The sequence below is a fragment of the Thaumasiovibrio subtropicus genome (assembly GCF_019703835.1).
GTDB lineage: Bacteria > Pseudomonadota > Gammaproteobacteria > Enterobacterales > Vibrionaceae > Thaumasiovibrio > Thaumasiovibrio subtropicus.
This window is the reverse complement of record NZ_AP023055.1, coordinates 888024-906911: the sequence shown is the minus strand read 5'-3', so window position 1 is coordinate 906911 and position 18888 is coordinate 888024. Positions and strand designations below refer to the sequence as shown.

At 46.1% G+C, this 18888-nt stretch carries 12 protein-coding genes and 1 CRISPR repeat array; of the genes, 9 read left to right on the top strand and 3 right to left on the bottom strand.

From position 1 onward, the window contains the following. Positions 1 to 251 precede the first annotated feature (251 nt). Positions 252 to 1397: an FMN-dependent L-lactate dehydrogenase LldD gene (lldD, locus tag TSUB_RS20435; RefSeq protein WP_087017167.1), complete on the top strand. Its 1146-nt coding sequence runs from the start codon at positions 252 to 254 to the stop codon at positions 1395 to 1397. A gap of 91 nt (positions 1398 to 1488) precedes the next feature. Here the strand turns inward: lldD and TSUB_RS20430 are convergent, their stop codons facing one another. Then, positions 1489 to 2166, bottom strand: coding sequence for a hypothetical protein (locus tag TSUB_RS20430; protein WP_087017170.1), 678 nt, complete (start codon positions 2164 to 2166; stop codon positions 1489 to 1491). 390 nt (positions 2167 to 2556) lie between these two features. On the opposite strand from TSUB_RS20430, the gene TSUB_RS20425 reads away from it, so the two are divergent. From TSUB_RS20425 to TSUB_RS20410, 4 genes are all read left to right on the top strand, one after another. Further along, positions 2557 to 3315: a DUF1266 domain-containing protein gene (locus TSUB_RS20425; protein ID WP_087018342.1), complete on the top strand. Its 759-nt coding sequence runs from the start codon at positions 2557 to 2559 to the stop codon at positions 3313 to 3315. After that, complete coding sequence (locus TSUB_RS20420) at positions 3312 to 5933, top strand: hypothetical protein (protein ID WP_087018344.1); 2622 nt, start codon at positions 3312 to 3314, stop codon at positions 5931 to 5933. Before TSUB_RS20425 ends, TSUB_RS20420 begins: the two co-directional genes overlap by 4 nt. Before the next feature lie 215 nt (positions 5934 to 6148). Then, on the top strand, positions 6149 to 6898 hold the full coding sequence (locus tag TSUB_RS20415; protein WP_087018346.1) for a DUF1266 domain-containing protein: 750 nt from the start codon (positions 6149 to 6151) through the stop codon (positions 6896 to 6898). A 2-nt stretch (positions 6899 to 6900) separates the two neighbouring features. After that, positions 6901 to 9618 (top strand): J domain-containing protein, encoded by a 2718-nt coding sequence (locus TSUB_RS20410; RefSeq protein WP_087018348.1) that lies wholly within the window; start codon positions 6901 to 6903, stop codon positions 9616 to 9618. Between the two features lie 62 nt (positions 9619 to 9680). Here TSUB_RS20410 and TSUB_RS20405 read toward each other — a convergent pair whose 3' ends face one another. Both TSUB_RS20405 and TSUB_RS20400 read right to left on the bottom strand, forming a co-directional pair. Further along, positions 9681 to 11363: an Hsp70 family protein gene (locus tag TSUB_RS20405; protein ID WP_087018350.1), complete on the bottom strand. Its 1683-nt coding sequence runs from the start codon at positions 11361 to 11363 to the stop codon at positions 9681 to 9683. 141 nt (positions 11364 to 11504) lie between these two features. Beyond that, on the bottom strand, positions 11505 to 12218 hold the full coding sequence (locus TSUB_RS20400) for a siderophore ferric iron reductase (protein WP_087018352.1): 714 nt from the start codon (positions 12216 to 12218) through the stop codon (positions 11505 to 11507). 394 nt (positions 12219 to 12612) lie between these two features. Here TSUB_RS20400 and TSUB_RS20395 point away from each other — a divergent pair, with 394 nt between their 5' ends. The 4 genes from TSUB_RS20395 to TSUB_RS20380 all read left to right on the top strand — a co-directional run bounded on the left by TSUB_RS20395 (position 12613) and on the right by TSUB_RS20380 (position 18783). After that, entirely contained in the window at positions 12613 to 13377 is a 765-nt protein-coding gene (locus TSUB_RS20395; RefSeq protein ID WP_087018353.1) for an ABC transporter ATP-binding protein, read from the top strand. Between the two features lie 9 nt (positions 13378 to 13386). After that, positions 13387 to 14322 (top strand): iron-siderophore ABC transporter substrate-binding protein, encoded by a 936-nt coding sequence (locus tag TSUB_RS20390; protein WP_087018355.1) that lies wholly within the window; start codon positions 13387 to 13389, stop codon positions 14320 to 14322. After that, the gene (fhuB, locus tag TSUB_RS20385; protein WP_087018357.1) at positions 14319 to 16295 is read left to right on the top strand and encodes a Fe(3+)-hydroxamate ABC transporter permease FhuB; all 1977 of its coding nucleotides are present in this window, start codon (positions 14319 to 14321) and stop codon (positions 16293 to 16295) included. The genes TSUB_RS20390 and fhuB overlap by 4 nt, the downstream gene beginning before the upstream one ends. A gap of 344 nt (positions 16296 to 16639) precedes the next feature. Continuing rightward, positions 16640 to 17747: a CRISPR direct-repeat array (repeat unit 28 nt; unit sequence CTTCACTGCCGCACAGGCAGCTAAGAAA). A gap of 229 nt (positions 17748 to 17976) precedes the next feature. After that, positions 17977 to 18783 carry a helix-turn-helix transcriptional regulator gene (locus TSUB_RS20380; protein ID WP_087018359.1) on the top strand — a complete coding sequence of 269 codons (807 nt, stop codon included), beginning with the start codon at positions 17977 to 17979 and terminating at the stop codon, positions 18781 to 18783. Positions 18784 to 18888: the final 105 nt, after the last annotated feature.

Below are 18888 nucleotides of genomic sequence, written 5' to 3'. Positions count from 1 at the left end.
GCGAGAATTTCTAGGCTTGTCAACAAGACACTGTTTTGAAGATCTAGTGGACTAAATCAAAAAACAGTAACGACGGTGGCGAGCCTAGAAAACTCGCCCTTCGGGAAGCAACTAGCGTCCCGACTTCTGCGTTAAAGGTGTTTGAAAGGGAAAGCCATTCCTTCACACCTTTGTCTTGAACTCGACCCGCTAGGCCGCTTCTGAATCTAGCATCTTGAGGTGGTTTGAGTATATTAGATTAGGAAACACATATGATTATTTCTGCCTCGACTGATTACCGCGCAGCGGCCAAAGCTAAACTGCCGCCATTTTTGTTTCACTACATCGATGGAGGGTCATACAACGAACACACCTTGCATCGCAACACGGCAGATTTAGCAGACATTGCCCTAAGACAGCGCGTCTTAAATGATATGTCTGAACTCAACTTAGAATCTGAGCTTTTCGGCGAGAAACTCGCGCTACCCATCGCATTGGCACCAGTAGGCCTGACTGGCATGTATGCGCGCCGTGGTGAGGTACAAGCAGCGAAAGCCGCAGATAACAAAGGCATCCCTTTTACCATGTCAACGGTGTCTGTCTGCCCGATTGAAGAAGTTGCTCCTAAAATTGAACGCCCGATGTGGTTCCAGCTCTATGTGCTTAAAGACCGCGGCTTCATGAAAAATGTTCTTGAGCGAGCGAAAGCCGCAGGTGTGACCACCTTGGTGTTTACCGTCGATATGCCAGTCCCCGGCGCCCGTTACCGCGATATGCACTCAGGGATGAGCGGCCCAAATGCAGCGGCACGCCGTGTGTTCCAAGCCATGCGTCATCCACAGTGGGCATTCGATGTCGGCTTATTCGGCAAGCCCCATGACCTCGGTAACATTTCGACTTATCGCGGCGAACCCACCAAGCTTGAAGACTATATTGGCTGGCTAGGTGAAAACTTTGACCCATCGATCAGTTGGAAAGATCTTGAGTGGATCCGCGACTTCTGGGACGGCCCTATGGTCATCAAAGGTATTCTCGATGAGGAAGATGCCAAAGATGCAGTCCGTTTTGGCGCGGATGGGATAGTGGTCTCTAACCACGGTGGTCGCCAACTTGATGGTGTGATGTCATCAGCACGCGCCCTTCCAGCGATCGCAGATGCGGTGAAAGGCGACCTTAAAATCCTCGTTGATTCAGGGATCCGTACTGGTTTAGATGTTGTCCGTATGCTGGCACTTGGCGCAGACTGCACCCTGCTCGGTCGTTCTTTTGTCTATGCATTGGCCGCCCAAGGACAGAAAGGGGTTGAAAACTTACTGGATCTTTATGAGAAAGAGATGCGGGTGGCAATGACGCTAACAGGCGCGAAAACCATTCAAGATTTAAACCGCGACTCACTGGTTTCCATTGACGCTAAATAAGCCCGAATTCAGATAATAGCTGCGGCAGTAAATAATAAGGCGAGCAGAGGCTCGCCTTTGTTAGACTTTTTATTAATAGCGGCGACTTTTGCTAGAACTTAATCTCGCGCTCTATGGTATGCCCAGACTTAGATGCCTGAATTACCAAACTATAACCATCATAGGGGCTCAAAACTAATGCCGCATATCCCGCGGTCCAGCTTCCCTCTAGCTCAGCGTTACTACAAGAAGTTGCGAAGCCATTAATGGCATAATAGCCTTCTGCTTCCGTAAGTTTAAAGTCAAAATCACAGCCTTGATAAAATTTAACACTCACGGCTTCGACGCCATCAACAATCTCTGTTTCTGTACGAAGTGCCTCAGCAACTGCTGCTACAGGAACGACGGTGCTAACCTTGACTAGACTGCCCTCAAATGGCGTCCCATCAACAGTTCCACTGTAGGTTGCGTTTATTTCCTCCGCATCAAAAGCCAACCTCAAAGTACCCGGCATCTCATAAGTTCCGGATATAAAATTAGATAACGTAAGCGTCTTGTTGTCATACCTAGCTGCTCTCGATTCTACCTGAATATAGTAATCCACATCTGCGAATAATACGTTATTAGGCACACCCAAGTGTGGATAGTGCACCAATATTCTATTTCGAGATGGGCTAGCCCAACTACCATAAGGCATACCACTCATATCAGAAGTGAAACCACCATCGGAAGAACTACCACAACCAACTAACGCCAACGAAATGCCAGCAAACAATAAACCCCGTTTCATTCTCTCACCATTTTTCTTCGAATAATCAATATCATTTTAAACATATTAGAGAGAAAACTAACGCCGCAAAGTAGTTACATTGGGTTAACCAGATCGCATTACAAAATGTAACTAAAGCACTTTGATTTCAATCATAAAAACTTAAACAGAAGATTAATCAATACCTAAATAGAAAGCAGGCCTCGCTACAAATGCCACAGAAGAATCATGCACATAACAAATTAAAATAAAAAAATAAGACATAAAGAGAATATTAATCACGCTACTTATTTAATAATCAATAGTCTTTTTCGACACAATACACATTCTTTAACGTTTTCGTTTTAGGCTGTTTTATTTGATTTTCTATTCATTAAAATCAAATAAATTAACGCCTTTGATTACATTATTATGTCCTTTGATCCTCTTTCTTTCGACACGTCACGGCAACATATTCGCTGGTGTTTAACACTTAGCGGCCCACTACATTATCAGCACTTTAGTACCGAGTTCTCCGATATCAACCCATACGATGGTTCGGATTTTACGCCAGAGCAAGCGAGAGGCAGTTTACGAGAACAGATACGCGTTGAAACCGAGCCTGAGTTCAAAGCGTTTGTTTTTGATGCATGCCGGAACGGAATAGACAAAGAGCCCTTGTTAAACGTCATTGACCAATGTGCCTGCACACGACCAAGCGAATGGTCAGAAACCTTAAAAACAGCAGAATCTCACACTCACCGTATTGAACTAGAATACGCAGCATTGGTTTGGCACATGGTCCAGCATAAAAAATTCAAAGCTTGGGATTTCGCACGGTTGGTCATGTTTACCCGACAAGCTCATTACGCTTCGATTATTACCAATAAAGAAGCCGAGTATTATCTGCTCTATGTCGGCCACATTGCACAAACTACGTTTTCTTCATGGAAAGAGTATTTGATCAGCTATACCTTAGGGGAACACTGGTTTAGCTACCAAGAAGGTCTATGTGATGCAGAGGCCCTCACAGAAAGCGATATGGTAATTGACTACAGCTCTGACCGCCTTGGCAAGTCATCTCGTTTTAACCTTCACCTCAATGACATTCCATGGCACACCCCTCTGCCAGAGGTAAATAGCCAATCATGGTTATTAACCCCACAAGTGGTCGATAAGGAAATCAAATGAATCACGCAAACCAAGGTAGGGTTCGTGTCCCTTTTCCATTGCTCAATCAAGCTGCTGAGGAACTGATAAGAAATTTGATAGAAATCTATGATGACCCTATGACGCGATACTGCAAGGCGACTTGGATAGCATGGCGTGTACAATATCTTGCAGCTCCACTATCAATCCAGGTTGAGTTATCACCCATCGTCTTAACGTGGATCTTCACGCACCGACAGTTACCTAGCGAGCTTATACAGATATTGTTCGACGCGCTGAATTGGCAACAACTACAAAGAGGAAGCGAAGAGGAACAAGGCATGTTCGACGCTTTGATTGCGTGGCGTCAACGACCAGAGTGGATAAACCCTGAAACGCTATGTCAGCTTCCTGAGCATATGCATCGGGCCATTTTTCACTATTACCTGAGCCTCGCGTTAGCGCTTAGTGACAAACAGCCAAAAGCGATTACCCAAGTCCTAGAACAGCACACTGTATTGCCGGAATATTTTCATTCCACCATCGCACCCAAAGTGCTCCAATGTTTCTATGCGATAGCATTTACAAACAAAACGATAATGCTGCCGTTCACTCTGGCCGCTGTCAACGAACCTTATAACGCATTCACAGCCGATGAATGGCACTACGTCGCTTGGGCATGTAGCCAACTAGGCCAAGAAAAGATGCTGTTTTCCGTGATCGATAAACTCATTGATCTCGACGCATTCGACATTGCTGCTTTTCACCTCAGTCAGTGGTGTGCCTACCGCTCCCCCGAACTCAGCATCGCCACCGCCTATACTTATCATCTTGTCTCACCTCAAATGCCTGCCTATTGGGAAATGCAGTTCACACTGTTAGAAAAAAAACATGACGTAGAAGATGCGCGCTACCAGCAGTTGCTGACGGTACTGAGAGATTATGAGACCAACTATTTCACATCGAATAAAACACTAACGGGCAGCTCGCCCTTTGATCAATTTTTCAATGCGTATTGGAAGATAAACTTTGGCAATCTTGCACAAGCAAAAAGCGCTATCAGCGATATAGATTGCAGTGCTCAGTGCGACAGGGCTTGGCAGCTTACACTTAAACTCTTTTCTCGATACCAGCTATTCAATCATCCAGACCACGCGTTACCTGAGTCAATCAAGTCGCTGCTTGGTGAATATGGCAAAGACAGTTGGCTTAATACACCTCCTATCTCTAATGAAGTCGTTGCAAGTATACCATCGCACCAGTGGCTCGCCATCTATCGACGTCACCCTCTTCTTTCTGATTCGTGGTTCAACGCGCTATGTAAGCAAGGTATTATCAACAAAGACATTCTTGACGACGAACCTTACAATGCGTTACATCGAAAACTAGGTATTTCGAGGATAAACAATCCAAGCTTTCGTATCACTTCGCCGATCAACGATACGCAATTTCCAGGCTGTTTTAAATGGTTAGAAAACTACTACCGATGCCTTTTACGCACCACCATCACTGACGAGTTCCACTCTCCCTTGCCTGCATTTTTAAATAACAGCCCTGTTGCTGTTGTCGCATCACATTACAAAGAAAATACGCCATCTACGACACCTGATCTTTCTTCATTTGAACCATTTTCAAGTCAATTTGTTATACAAGATCTTTTCGAGCGCACCGCTGAAGATCTTGCACATCAATACGATTTTGACTCGTTACTCACCGCTTACCAGCAACATGTACATCCTGCCAATCAACAGGTCTACCTAGCGGCGATATACATTCGAAGCCAATCAAAACATGAGCGCTTTACTGGTATTTTAAGTTGGCACTTGCTTAACCTAACGAGTCATAAAAGTACGCTTTCGCAAGCTTTCATCATAGAAAAAGCAAAGCAGTTGGCTAATAGAACTGACGATCAACCGCTAAAAATTAAAGACGAGGACTATGTTTACTCCCTAGTCGCCACTTCAAGAGATAGAATTCCTTGTCCATCAACACTCGACCTACATGCTCCACATCATGCTGATAATGAACTCAATTATTGCGCAAGCTACTTGATATCCCTGCTCTATCATGACATCGACCCAAACGGCACTCGACTTGAGAATCTTGCGGTTTTCACCAAGGAGTTTGTCCCAGAACAAAAGCACATGGAAACACTGATCGGTTTATTACTGGCGCGCGTTGAAAGTAAACTCGATTGTCACCTGCAAGACACAATACTGAAAGAAAAAAATGCTAACGCACACCGTTCAATCTCCCATAACCGACGTCTATTGACGCGATTAGTTTTTGTTCCTTTAATCATCACTCTGATTATTTCTCTAAGTACACTCGGGTTTATGGAAAACCCTGATCTGGCACCTTATTCTCACTATTTAGGGCTTTTAGGTGTTGCCGAAATCGGGTATTGGATCTGGCTCTGTAAAAGGCTTGAACTGGCGATCATCAAACCGAGCAATCGTAAGTTGCTTTATTGTCTGAGTATCCCGCTATTTGTCATCTTACTCTACACTCAGAGTGACATCCCAACATGGATTTTGATGTCCATCTATTACCAAACAGCTAAAAACCTCACTCCGATTAACACAAAGCGTGGTTGGGATTCGAAAACATACCAGCAGGGAAATACCAATCTAAAGAACCTGCTTAAAAATTACCTATAACTTCAGAAGCCGATGCAAGTTATGTAACAGAACGACTCTCGTTGAAAGATCTCGATCCAAAGCAAATCTTCGATTGTTTTGGTTCTGTTTTTTCATCGAGAATGCGAGCTAACATTCATTTACCATAAGCAACAACATGCACTTAAAGTAAAGCAGTCCTTTCTCCTATAACTTACACCCATATTCCGTTTCACATTGACAGATATAGTAAAATAATGAACCCCAAGTATATAGATACTCGCCCGCAGGAGATCCGACGAGGATTAGCGCTCACAGCCCCCCTTTTCGGTATTCTAGATCCATCCATTTACGATATTCCTCGTGTGGACGATAAAAACGAAACAAGAGAATACAACCTTCAAGCGCTATCAAAATGGTGGGGGATCACAGAAAAGTCCAAGCTAGTTGCAATGATACAGCGCCTCACAGTCGGTGATGCACATGGGTACTGCATTGACCACCTGTTTAAGATGCGTGCTTGTCTTACCCCAACAGAATGGAAACAGAAACTCGAAACGACAGAAGATTCTAACAAGCTCAACGAGTTGCATTTTATTAACCTCGTCTGGCAGGGCGTTGGGGCCCCTCAGCTCCTTGCTTGGGACGTTGCACGGGGTGCAATGTTGGTGCGCACTGGTTATATGGGCGATTTACTAAATAAAGAGGAGGCACTCTTTCTGTGGCGTGATATCGCTTGTCAAACTCAACATGCTTTTTCAAACTGGCAACAGTACTTCAATAGTTTTCAATGTGGCTCAAATTGGTACAGTCACGGCGACAATGAAGAAGATAATCGCGGGCTTCTCAATCACAATGAGCATTGGTTCAAGGAAGATACCAGACACTGTTACGCGCAAAAATTACAGGCGTTCATTAAAGAAATCCCATGGTCCATGCACATAAAAAATATCCCTATGCCTGAAAGCCTCACCCCTTTTTTGAATGCTAATTCGATCGCGGAGTAATAATGATGAGCTTCTGGAAAACATTAGATATTTCGCCAACCATCGACCAAGATATAATTAAAAAAGCCTACCGTGAAAAATTGCGATACTGCCACCCCGAAGATGACCCGGCGGGTTTCGCGGCCTTGAGAAAGGCTTACGATCAAGCATTGAGCGCGACTCAGCAAGAAGCGGTCATCGTTCCAGAGGCACACGATACGCCTAAGACTCAAGATTACATTTCATCAAAGACACTCATCGAAGAGGCAACTGCACTTATTGAGCACGGCTTGCCGATAGAAAACTGGCAATCTTGGCTTGTGAACTTTCAAGATGCCTCCCTCTCATCCCAAGCTGAAGTCAGTGCGACTGTGCGAGATAGAGTACTCAAATCGCCTTGGTTATCAGCCTCAATCATCACGAGACTCTGGCGCCCATTAGGATGGGATAAACTCAAGCGAGGAGACCGTAACGACTACGAAACGGCTGAATATCTAGAGCAATGGATGCGTCGTCGAGAATGGTTACCACAAGAAGTCATTGCCGATTTACCGATTAATATTCAACGGACTACACTTAACTATTACCATCGCTTAACCCAAATGCTCGCTGCACTTGAGCCTCATGCTTTGAGATATACGCTAAACCAACACACCGTTTTGCCAACCATCGCTTACCCAAAAGTACTTGTTGGCTTGATACACTGCTGTTACGCGACAGGCTATGGATCATCAACCTTACTGCTTTCTCTGATAGAAGACTTAGTGACCTTGCCAGCGACGATATTCACTCGTGACGAATGGCACTATATTGCCTGGGCATGCCGCGCGCTGGATCAAGAGTTATTTTTCTATCAAGTGATTGAAAAACTTTTGGAGCTGAGTGCATTTGATTTGGTATCAGAACATCTTTGCGAGTGGTTAAGCTACGAAGTCAGTGAATACACATTACTCAGCGCTTATATTCAACAGCTGCTTGCTCCACAAGTGCCTGGGTTTTGGCGAATTCAATATCACTTGCGTCAATTTTGCGATCAACATGACGATCCACGTTACGCACATATAGAATTGTTTTTACATGGAAAAACACAGAACCAGTTAACGAGTGTCGAGGCTTTACCTTCTCAAACCGACTTTGATCAATTATTTAAAGCGCTATGGCTCGCCCAGTTTGGCAATTACGCTGAGAAAAAGTCGTCATTGAACGGTATAACCCTGTCAGATAAAACACCGAAACCCGTCGAGTTTCTGTACCAACTACTCTGCGCTTGGTACACAAAACAACATGAAAAATCGCCCATTCCAGCCTCTTTGCAAGCAAAACTGGAACACTATCAATCTGACCAGTGGTTTGAAATCGAGCCACCCAGTGCACTTGAGATTTCTGCATTAGGACAACAACAATGGCTAGAGATTTATCGACAGCATCCGTTGTTGCCTGATAGTTGGTTTAAAGCACTATGTAACCACGGCCTTATTTCCAGTGCAGTGTTACTCGAAGAGCCTCGGAGCTTACTTTCTTCACAACTTGGATTACATCGACTCTCTAACACTGAGTTCCAACTGACTTCGCCTGCTTACAATAAGGCATTTATAGGATTATTCTCTTGGTTAAACGCCTATTATCATCAACTCGTACCATCTGACAAACAGACACAGCTTTTGCCAGAATTACCTCTTGAACTAGACACGAGCCCTTTAAAAGCAGCCGAGCCGTATCTCTATCATCATTTCGATGTAACTACCGAGAGAATTGAGAAGATGCTGGCGTTTTCTGACCAATTTGTGCTCGAAGCAATACTAGATAGACTCATTCAGCACCATGCTCAACATGGAAGCGATGATGATCTTTGCTTACTCGCAACTGAAAGCCCGTTTGGTTTCGCATGTTTAGCGACACGTGCGAAGACAGAACAAAATTATGTGTCCGAGTTACTCGCATGGCAGGCTTTTTTAACCGAGCCTAACTTGTCACCGCTATATCACAAGTTCAAAAACCAGTATCAAAAGCACCTTTTTGAGCGATATGGCCATCTTGAATGCGGGCCTGAACATAGCGACTTCATTTTTAGTCAATATAGCGCCAATCACAGTAATATCGCCTCTCCCGAAACATTACGAGAAGTCAATCTAACGGCAAGCGACAACCCACACCACGTCGCACTCGCTTACCTTATCTCGATGCTACACCACGGAGCCGATAGCAAAGGGATAAATATCAGCCTCTTGAAACAAGTTCATCAATCAAGCGATGATACGTTGCAGGCCAACCTAACCCGACTTTGCATTGATAAACTCGAGAAGCAGTGTGATCAAACACTCCGTCAGGACAAGATCGCAAAAAACGTAAAAATATCACACTCAATTCGTTTCCTGAGCCTACTGTCCTTCATTGTCCCGATATTGATTACAGGACTTATCGCGCCTGCCATTTTATTCACGGGGGAAGAGAACAGTATTTCAATTCCATTCACACTTGCCCTACAGTGCACACTTCATCTTGGGTTTTGTTGGTATTATTGCCGCAACCTGCTAGTTCAGAGTTCGCGAGTGTTAATGTGGATAGTAATAACCCCCTTATTAATTGGTACTGTTTTCTTTAATAGCGGATTCGCAATGATAGGTTTGATGCTAGTCTACTTTATAACAAGTCGATCACTTACTCGCCTCAACACCGCAAGAGGATGGGAAAGTAAAGCCTTCAAACGCGGCACTTGCATGTTGTCGCAGCAACTACGCTGATAGCGCCATACAGGGTGTTTTACAATACCCTTTGTTTGACATGCTAGAGCGCGACCTCACTGCTAGCGATAACCTAACTCTGCTAACCTAAGTGTGATCTCTTCGCGCACTTGATCTATCTTTTTGAGGTTTTGACCTTCAAGTACTTCGATGAAATAGCGAATGACTTGATTTAACCATTCGCGTTCCTCTTCCAGCTTTTCAGCATGCAACTGATTGAGTTTTTCAAGTAATGCGATGTTAGGTAGGCTGTCTCGCGGATGTTGCTTTAATAACGCTAATCGCTTTAGTGATGCTGCTCGTGCTTGCTCAGATACTCCACTTGGAGATTGATCGATTATACGATGATAGTGTTTCCCTGTTGAAAGCACCGTTGCATCGACTTCTAGCAGTCCGTTGATATCATAGGAAAAGCGCACCTCGACACGCTCATGCCCCGCAGGCGCCGGCGGAACATCAACGTGAAACTCGGAGATAGACAGATTATCTTTCACCCAAGGACTTTCGCCTTGAAACACCTCAACACAGATTCTGCGTTGATTATCGCTAACAGTATTGTAGATACTGGATCTGGAGGTCGGAATGACCGTATTTCGCTCTATAATAGGGGAGAAATAGTGCCCATTTTGATGGCCATGCGATGTCGTCGCTATTCCCATGCTATATGGACAAACATCAGTCAATATCAACTCTTCAACATCGCTTTCACGTGCACGACATGCCGCTTGCGTTGCCGCGCCTAGCGCCACAACATGATCTGGGTCCAAACGGTTTTCACCAAAGCGACCAAACAATCTTGTCGCCGCCTGCTGAACCTCTCTTAAACGGGTTGATCCTCCAACGTAAATAAGCGAATCGAGCGCATCAGTTGAAAGCCTTGAATCCTCAAGCGCCTGAATAATGGGTTTGCTTAACCGTTGTAGCGTTCCTTGCCATATTTTTTCTAAATCATGAGGACCAAAATGTAGCTCCACATTGTAAGGATCATTTAATTGAACCGTTACGCCTTCACGGCGCGCTAATTTAGCCTGTTCGCAAACAGCGCCTATACGGCTTAAATCCGCGAGAGAAAGATCAAAACGCTCTAACCCCAATCTCTCTAGTACCGCATCGACGAGATCGGCGGTGAAATCCTCGCCCCCAAGATAGTTGTCTCCTGTGGAGGCACAGACTTCGATCATACTATCTTGATACTCTACGATAGTGACATCGAACGTACCGCCACCAAGATCAAACACCATAAATTTTCGCGCTTGATTATCATAAAGCGAATAAGCCATACAAGCCGCTGTAGGCTCATTGATCAATCTAACAACATTCAAACCTGCAAGATCAGCGGCATACCGGACTTCTTTACGTTGAAAATCGTTGAAGTAGGCGGGGACAGAAATCACAACATCTTTAATCTTCTGGTCGAGATAGCTTTCTGCATCAGATTTAAGCGACTGGAGAACAATCGCGCAGAGTTCTGCAGGTGAAAACTGCTTATCCCCTAATTTATAGCGCTTTTCTGTGCCGAGAAAGCGCTTGAAGGCCATCGCACACTGACGAGGATAGGTATACATTCGAGACTTCGCTGCGTCACCAACAAGCACATTATTTTCATCGTCAATACTCACCACACTTGGTGTCAACACGTCGCCCAACGCATTGGGTACAAGAATGGCTTCGCCGTCTTGCCAAACGGCTATTGCGCTGTTTGTGGTGCCAAGATCAATTCCTATTAGCGTTTGCTGATTATCCACTCCCTTCCCTCCTGAGTTCAGTGTGATGGAAAATCAGTCTACTTAACGTGTATCGCTAAAACAGGAAAAGGAAAATTAGAATCTAAACAATGCGATGAGTTCGAAACTTCCATGAAATTAAGCTACCGTCTCACCCAGGCTTTAAGCTCGATTCTGCGGATGTCTCGGGCAGTCAAGACATAACGCTTGCCCTTCACACTTGTAAACTAAACAACAACTGGTTCTCACCAAGCTCAGTCTATCGGTGCGAGGATCAACACGCAGGCTATCAAGTAATTTCATTGGCAGTTGGCAGGCGTCTAACCAAAGTCGGCCTTGTTCTCGCAAGTATAGGGACGGAATATGAGGTAGAAACTGTTGCAGCTTTACTAAACTCGCTAAGATCAAATCAGCAAAGAGATGACGGGTAAACCCAGGGCGAATGCGGGTCCATTCACTCACCGCCTCGCGATAATGTTCAAACAATCGTCTGAGCCCTTCGCCTGCTTGTGGAATCAGCGTCTCTTCATCACCATGCGTGTGCGTCCTATCCGAAAATTGAAAACCTGCGACACCATCAAGACTAATGGATTGCCCCATTCGCGCTATATCCGGCAGTGTTTTAAAACCGTAGATAGAAAGAAAAGCGACATAAACGGGTTGCCAACAGAGAAGGTCCCATGTACGTGTTAACCAGTAGGCTGACCCTGCCTCTGGGTTTGCTTTGGCAATGTTTTGATAGAGCTGTTTTATCTTCTCTCCATCGTTAGCACCCAGTTGTAAACTCTCTGCCGGCATATGGCCAATGGACCCAACAAGGAACGGCGACACCTGCTGCGAATGTTCAAAAAGTTGTTCAAAAAATTGCTGTGACATGCTTGGTTTTTGGCGAGTTATTCTTTGATAAATAGCTTATTAGGACAAGATATCAATTGCAAATAGCAATTATTTTAAAAAAATATCGCAATGGTGATCTCACTATTTCTGTCCCAACCCTTGATCGTTCGCACTGCTCTAGACACCGCCACGAAAGGGTTTCGCTCATCTTCTATCGTTCAAACTGATTCGAAAAAACGTCCGCATCACTCTGCACCAAAATGATAACTATTGGCATTATCAGTTGCGCTAATATATAAACCGCTGATAATCCACTTATTAACAACTTACGCATTATTGCCAAGGCCATCGCGTAGCAAGTAGTCGACCTATCAACCGCTTATTTCTACTTTTGGACTTGTTCATGACGGTGATGTGCTAGAAAGGAAACACCATGCTGGAAGCCAAAGCGTTGCAATTTAATATCGATCAACGCCCCTTGCTCAACGCCTTTTCGAAGACATTTGAACCGGGCAAAATCTATGCCCTTGTCGGCCACAATGGTTCGGGAAAATCAACCTTGTTAAAGTTGCTTGCGAATCAACAACAAGCCTCTTCTGGTAATGTTTTACTGAAAGGGAAGCCCGTTAAGCAATGGTCAGACAAAGCCTTTGCACAACATGTCGCTTATCTGCCTCAGCATTTGCCAACCACCGACAGTCTTGCAGGCCGTGATCTCGTCAGCTTTGGCCGTTACCCTTGGCATGGCCTTTTAGGAAGACTATCAAAAACTGATCATGCTATCGTTGATGAGGCGATGGCGCTAACAGACACTACTCAATATGTTCATCGACTTGTTGATTCACTGTCAGGCGGAGAGCGACAACGCCTTTGGTTCGCGATGTTACTTGCTCAAAAAACGCCGTTTTTGCTTCTCGATGAGCCCTTATCTGCACTCGATGTCGCGCACCAAGTCGAAATGCTTAGCCTCATTAAATCGCTGAGTAATAAGCTTAATTTGGGCGTCATCATCGTGATTCACGACATCAACATGGCAGCGCGCTTTTGTGATGAAATTGTAGCGCTTCACTCCGGCAACTTGATTGCTTCAGGCTCCGTCGCATCCATTTTCCAAGAAGCGCAGCTCAACTCTATATTCGGATGTGATATGCATATTGTCGATCACCCTGCGGGCTATCCTGTCGCCATGCCATCATAAGAGGTCGAGATGATATACCTATCGACATTTCAAAAGAGATTATCAGCGTCGCTTCTTGTCGGCCTAGCGCTTTGCTGCTTCAGCGAAGCCTATGCAGAAACGCGCGGCGCACACGGCATCTCTATTCAATCGACATCACCATCAATTGCCGTCATTGATTGGACCCAAACCGAAACTTTTCTCGCATTAGGTGTCACACCGTTAGCGACCGCGCAGCAAGTAGATTACAACGCCTGGGTCAAGACGCCACCCATTCCCAATCACGTTGCGGATATGGGCTTGCGAAGCCAGCCCAATATGGAGCGGCTGACAGAGCTAGCACCCGATACCATTTTTATCTCTCCCATGTTTGAAGCGTTAACGGATCAGCTATCCCGTGTTGCCCCAGTGAAAAACATCCCACTTTACAAAGAAGGTGAGCTTAACTGGCTGGCGCTGAAAACCTATACACGCGCGTTAGCGAAAGAAGTGAATGCTGAAGGGGCAGCCGAAACCTTAATTCAAGACGCTGAAGATCTATTTTTGAACCTCAAAACCAACAATCATACCCCTAACGAACCTCTGCTCATCATCCAATTTATGGACTCCCGGCATGTTCGTGTCTACGGCGAAAATAGCTTATACGCCATTAGCGCGCGCCAAATTGGTTTTCATAACGCATGGAAAGAGAGCACCAGTCATTGGGGATTCTCACTCGTCGGCATCGATAAACTCCTAGGCATTAACGCACGCATTGTTGTTGTCGATCCTCTCCCCGCAGGCGCTGAAAAAAGACTCCAGCATGACCAGCTATGGCAACAAATTATCGCGCAAAGTACTGGCTCACTCATCCATATTGATTCGGTCTGGAGCTATGGCGCGATTCCATCGGCAACACGATTTGCCTCCCTGCTCTTCCAAGCCATAAAAGTATCTCAGACCAGTAAAGAAAGAGGGCCACAATGAACCGCCGTGCTTACCTGATGATTGGCACACTCACTGTGCTCTTTTTTGCCGTTTTCGGACTGCATGTTGCAAGTAACCCCCTCACTCAAGGCTATTGGTCCAGTATGTGGGTAGCAGATTGGACATCAAATCATTCCATTACCTTGCACCTCGCATGGTGGCCAAGACTCATCACGACTCTCTTGGCAGGGAGTGCGCTAGCCATCGCCGGTGTGTTGATGCAGCAAGTATTACGAAACCCGCTAGCGTCTCCCTCCACACTCGGTGTTGCCAGTGGTGCAAGCTTCAGTTTAATGCTCGCTTCATTATATGCCCCATGGTTGATCGAGATTTCACAAAGTGGTGTCGCGCTAGCGGGCGGCATCATCACAATGGCGCTGGTGTTTGCACTATCATGGCGAAGAGCGCTCTCACCCACTGTCGTTGTTGTCTCTGGCCTTGTTGTTAATCTCTATTTTGGTGCGGTAACAACGGTACTGTTAATGATGCACCAAGAACAGCTGTCGGGTTTAATGATTTGGGGAGCTGGATCATTAGTGCAAACAGGCTGGGATAATGTCGTCTACTTACTTCCCCGTCTTAGCGTTGCCGCTATTGCCACTCTATTGGTGTTGCGACCTTTAAGCTTGTTAGCACTCTCTGAGCAAGGGGCGAAAAGCCTCGGTGTTTCACTGTTAAAACTGCGTATCGTTTGTCTCGGTCTTGCAGTCATTTTAACCTCATGGGTAGTCGCAAGCGTCGGTGTGATTGGCTTTGTTGGTCTCGCTGCACCGGCTATCACCCGCCTACTTGGCATACATAAATTGTTACCGAAACTGCTTGTTTCCATCTTGATTGGTGCGTTATTGCTCACTCTTACCGACTTGATCATCCAACTCATGCCGGGGCTTATCGCCATGTTCTTACCGACAGGCGCTGCCACTGCGGCCTTAGGTGCACCTCTGTTACTATGGCTATTACCTAAACTCGCAACACATAATCAAGCCCAAACCCAGACCGTTCTCACCCGACAAACAACCCAGCCCAAAAAACTGAGTAAGCACGCGGTTGCCATCGCAGCGGTATTCACCGTTGTTGGGTTGATCGTCTTCACTACGTTTTCGATACAAGACCAAGGTTGGTCAAGTCTATTCACAACAGAAGACTGGCATCTTGTCGAATGGCGCCTACCTCGGTTACTTGCCGCGGGCCTCGCTGGCGCTATGCTAGCGAGTGCTGGCACCGTTATCCAACGGCTAAGTGGCAACCCAATGGCAAGCCCTGAAGTGATAGGTATCAGTTCAGGTACCGCGCTAGGGTTGATCATTGCGGTTTTCACGGGTCTTGGAACCAGTTTGATTGGCATGTACACCGGGGGGTTATTCGGCGCTCTTGGAGCCATGGCCTTGATAGTCTTTCTCAATCGGCGTAGTAGTTTTCAACCGGAACGGGTCTTACTCACAGGTGTCGCGATTACAGCGCTGATGAACGCGATTCAAGGTTTTGTTCTCGCAGGCGGCGACCCTCGCGCCTATCAAGTTTTATCTTGGCTTGCGGGCACCACATACTACGTCAACATGCAGACACTGACCCCGTTAGTCATTTCCGCTTTGGTGCTTGTCACCTTAAGTTTTCTCGCCGCACGCTGGCTAGACTTGTTACCGCTTGGCCAACCCAACGCAAAAGCGCTGGGCATCAATGTCAGCCGCGCTCGTATCCTTCTGCTTGTCCTCGCCGCGTGCTTAACGGTCAGTGCAACGTTAATCGTCGGCCCACTCAGTTTTGTCGGCCTTATGGCTCCCCATATGGCGCGTTTATTTGGATTCAGTCGAGCCCACCAACACCTGCTTTGCGCCGCGCTGGTGGGGACGGTATTAATGTTGGTGTCTGACTGGCTTGGCCGTCAATGGCTCTATCCTGCCGAGATTCCCGCAGGAATGGTCGCTGCCATCATTGGTGGTATGTACTTACTGTGGGGGCTAAAGCGGCTTTGAAGCTCTAGTCGAAGAAATCAAAAAGAAGTTACAAATATGGTGAGCCTTATAAACTCGCCCCTTGGGAAGTGACTATCGCCCGCAATTGCGGGCGAATTTCTAGCGTTGCTTTTCAAGGTTTCAATCACTTTTCATGCCAAAGTGAGAATTCTCTTTCAACACCATCATCGCATTATCAGTATCATAGCTCTTCCGGATACGTATACCGCGAGCCAACCCTTTTTTATTTGCCGCTCTAACCTACTGATTCTTGGGCTCGGTTTTGCCACCCCAAAAAAAGGGTTCTCGGCCGTTATTGTGATGTATGCTCTTTAACAACAAGCAGATAGGTTTAATTATGTCCACTTCACTGCCGCACAGGCAGCTAAGAAATACTGGAAAAACAAGCTACTACTACTGTGATGCTTCACTGCCGCACAGGCAGCTAAGAAAGTGCATTGTTAGAAGACCGCACGCTCGCTGTTCTTCACTGCCGCACAGGCAGCTAAGAAATTACAGCTAAAGGCGTGAGCGACATTTGCCAGCTTCACTGCCGCACAGGCAGCTAAGAAACGTCAAAATCAAAGCTAAGCGCGCATAGCTCACTTCACTGCCGCACAGGCAGCTAAGAAACTAATACGGGCGAAATTACACAAAAAGGTACGCTTCACTGCCGCACAGGCAGCTAAGAAAAGAAATTTTAGGTACAGAAGAAACAGAACCAGCTTCACTGCCGCACAGGCAGCTAAGAAAAACATCTAAGAAAAGCCCTGATATTTATCGACCTTCACTGCCGCACAGGCAGCTAAGAAATGAGATATTGCATCATTAAATTCCTGCTCCTTCTTCACTGCCGCACAGGCAGCTAAGAAAAAAAGGAAATATCGATTATGACAATGTTTCTCCTTCACTGCCGCACAGGCAGCTAAGAAATGCTAAGTATTTCCTCGAAAACTGGGTGATGGCTTCACTGCCGCACAGGCAGCTAAGAAACGACAGCCGCAACTGTCCTTAATAGGCGGCATCTTCACTGCCGCACAGGCAGCTAAGAAATGTTTCAGCATGCAGCTATAGGCGCGCTAGGACTTCACCGCCGCACAGGCAGCTAAGAAATTGCCGTTAAATTTGTAATACATAATGGCTGTCTTCACTGCCGCACAGGCAGCTAAGAAATAACAGAAATCCGCAAGTCAGTAGAGAAAGCTCTTCACTGCCGCACAGGCAGCTAAGAAATGGTAGGCCTGAGTAAGTATCTCGATATACGACTTCACTGCCGCACAGGCAGCTAAGAAACACTTAATAGCCGCAGCGCCTGAGATGTATCACTTCACTGCCGCACAGGCAGCTAAGAAACAGAGGCAAACCCACCCAGCCAGAGCAGAAAGCTTCACTGCCGCACAGGCAGCTAAGAAATGAAGGGGTGTTTGCGGGCGTCATCGGTGGCTCTTCACTGCCGCACAGGCAGCTAAGAAATACAGACAGCGCGTCTGATGGTATCACATCACCTTCACTGCCGCACAGGCAGCCTCTTCCTATCTGCTTTGTTAACTCAACGGACTTCTATCAACCAAGTTGTCTCACTGTCACGACATCTACAAGCGCTTGTTTTGTCAAGACGATAAATGTGACCCGAGATGCATAACAGCTTGCGCTAAACCCGTAAGATAAACTGACATGGAGATTTAAACAGTCAAGGACGTCGATGGCACCCCACAAGCATCAAGAGAAGCACTTTTTCTACATCGAAATGGTCGGTTACTGGCAAGTGCACCTTGCGATTAATGAGCTCAGTGATACGTTCGCGGTTTCTCGACAACGTGGTAGTGAGATATTCAAGCATTATCGCGAAGCCCATCCTGATAATTTTTATCAAGCGGGTAATCGCTGGTTCGCCAATAGTGAGTTTAGTTGCCATTACATTAACAAAAGCCCCCACCAGTACCTCAACTGGCTGCTCGGCAATACCGCCTTCTCTGCCAACACCTATCGACCACAACATCCGGCACGGAATATAGACGCCGACATTCTTCGTGATGTCTCCATTGCCCTTACCCGTCAACAAGCGGTCGATATCCGTTACACCGCGATGAAAGGCAAGCCAGAAGAACGTTTGATATCACCTCAAACATTAGTGTTTGCCGCAGGACGCTGGCATATACGCGCTTGGTGTTTTATGCGAAGCGAGTACCGTGACTTTGTTTTAACGCGTATCACGGACGCCGAAATCGACGATCTGAAATCTTGCCATGACCTGCCTATCGACCATCACTGGCAAGAGCAGGTTGATATCATTCTTGCCCCTGACCCAAGGCTCGATGCCCTAAGGCAACAACTGATTGCCGATGAATATGCCATGATTCAGGGCCGACTTACCCTATCGGTCAAGCGCGCAATGGTCACTTATCAACTGCACGAAATGGGGATCAGTTTTCCCTATACCGCACTAAGTGAAATCGAGCAGCAATTGGTGATAGTCAATAAATCTGACGTAGAAGCGTGGTGTTTTTAACCACTTTGCCCATTTAGGTGTTTTGTAAGTCAGCTTATCTGACATGGATAAATCACCATATCGCTTCACAATGCATGACGCGTAATACTGCATGAAACCACCAAC

Bases quoted from the DNA above. Each gene is read 5' to 3' on its own strand.
- lldD (WP_087017167.1), top strand. From the start codon at position 252: ATGATTATTTCTGCCTCGACTGATTACCGCGCAGCGGCCAAAGCTAAA.
- TSUB_RS20430 (WP_087017170.1), bottom strand. From the start codon at position 2,166: ATGAAACGGGGTTTATTGTTTGCTGGCATTTCGTTGGCGTTAGTTGGT.
- TSUB_RS20425 (WP_087018342.1), top strand. From the start codon at position 2,557: ATGTCCTTTGATCCTCTTTCTTTCGACACGTCACGGCAACATATTCGC.
- TSUB_RS20420 (WP_087018344.1), top strand. From the start codon at position 3,312: ATGAATCACGCAAACCAAGGTAGGGTTCGTGTCCCTTTTCCATTGCTC.
- TSUB_RS20415 (WP_087018346.1), top strand. From the start codon at position 6,149: ATGAACCCCAAGTATATAGATACTCGCCCGCAGGAGATCCGACGAGGA.
- TSUB_RS20410 (WP_087018348.1), top strand. From the start codon at position 6,901: ATGATGAGCTTCTGGAAAACATTAGATATTTCGCCAACCATCGACCAA.
- TSUB_RS20400 (WP_087018352.1), bottom strand. From the start codon at position 12,218: ATGTCACAGCAATTTTTTGAACAACTTTTTGAACATTCGCAGCAGGTG.
- TSUB_RS20395 (WP_087018353.1), top strand. From the start codon at position 12,613: ATGCTGGAAGCCAAAGCGTTGCAATTTAATATCGATCAACGCCCCTTG.
- TSUB_RS20390 (WP_087018355.1), top strand. From the start codon at position 13,387: ATGATATACCTATCGACATTTCAAAAGAGATTATCAGCGTCGCTTCTT.
- fhuB (WP_087018357.1), top strand. From the start codon at position 14,319: ATGAACCGCCGTGCTTACCTGATGATTGGCACACTCACTGTGCTCTTT.
- TSUB_RS20380 (WP_087018359.1), top strand. From the start codon at position 17,977: ATGGCACCCCACAAGCATCAAGAGAAGCACTTTTTCTACATCGAAATG.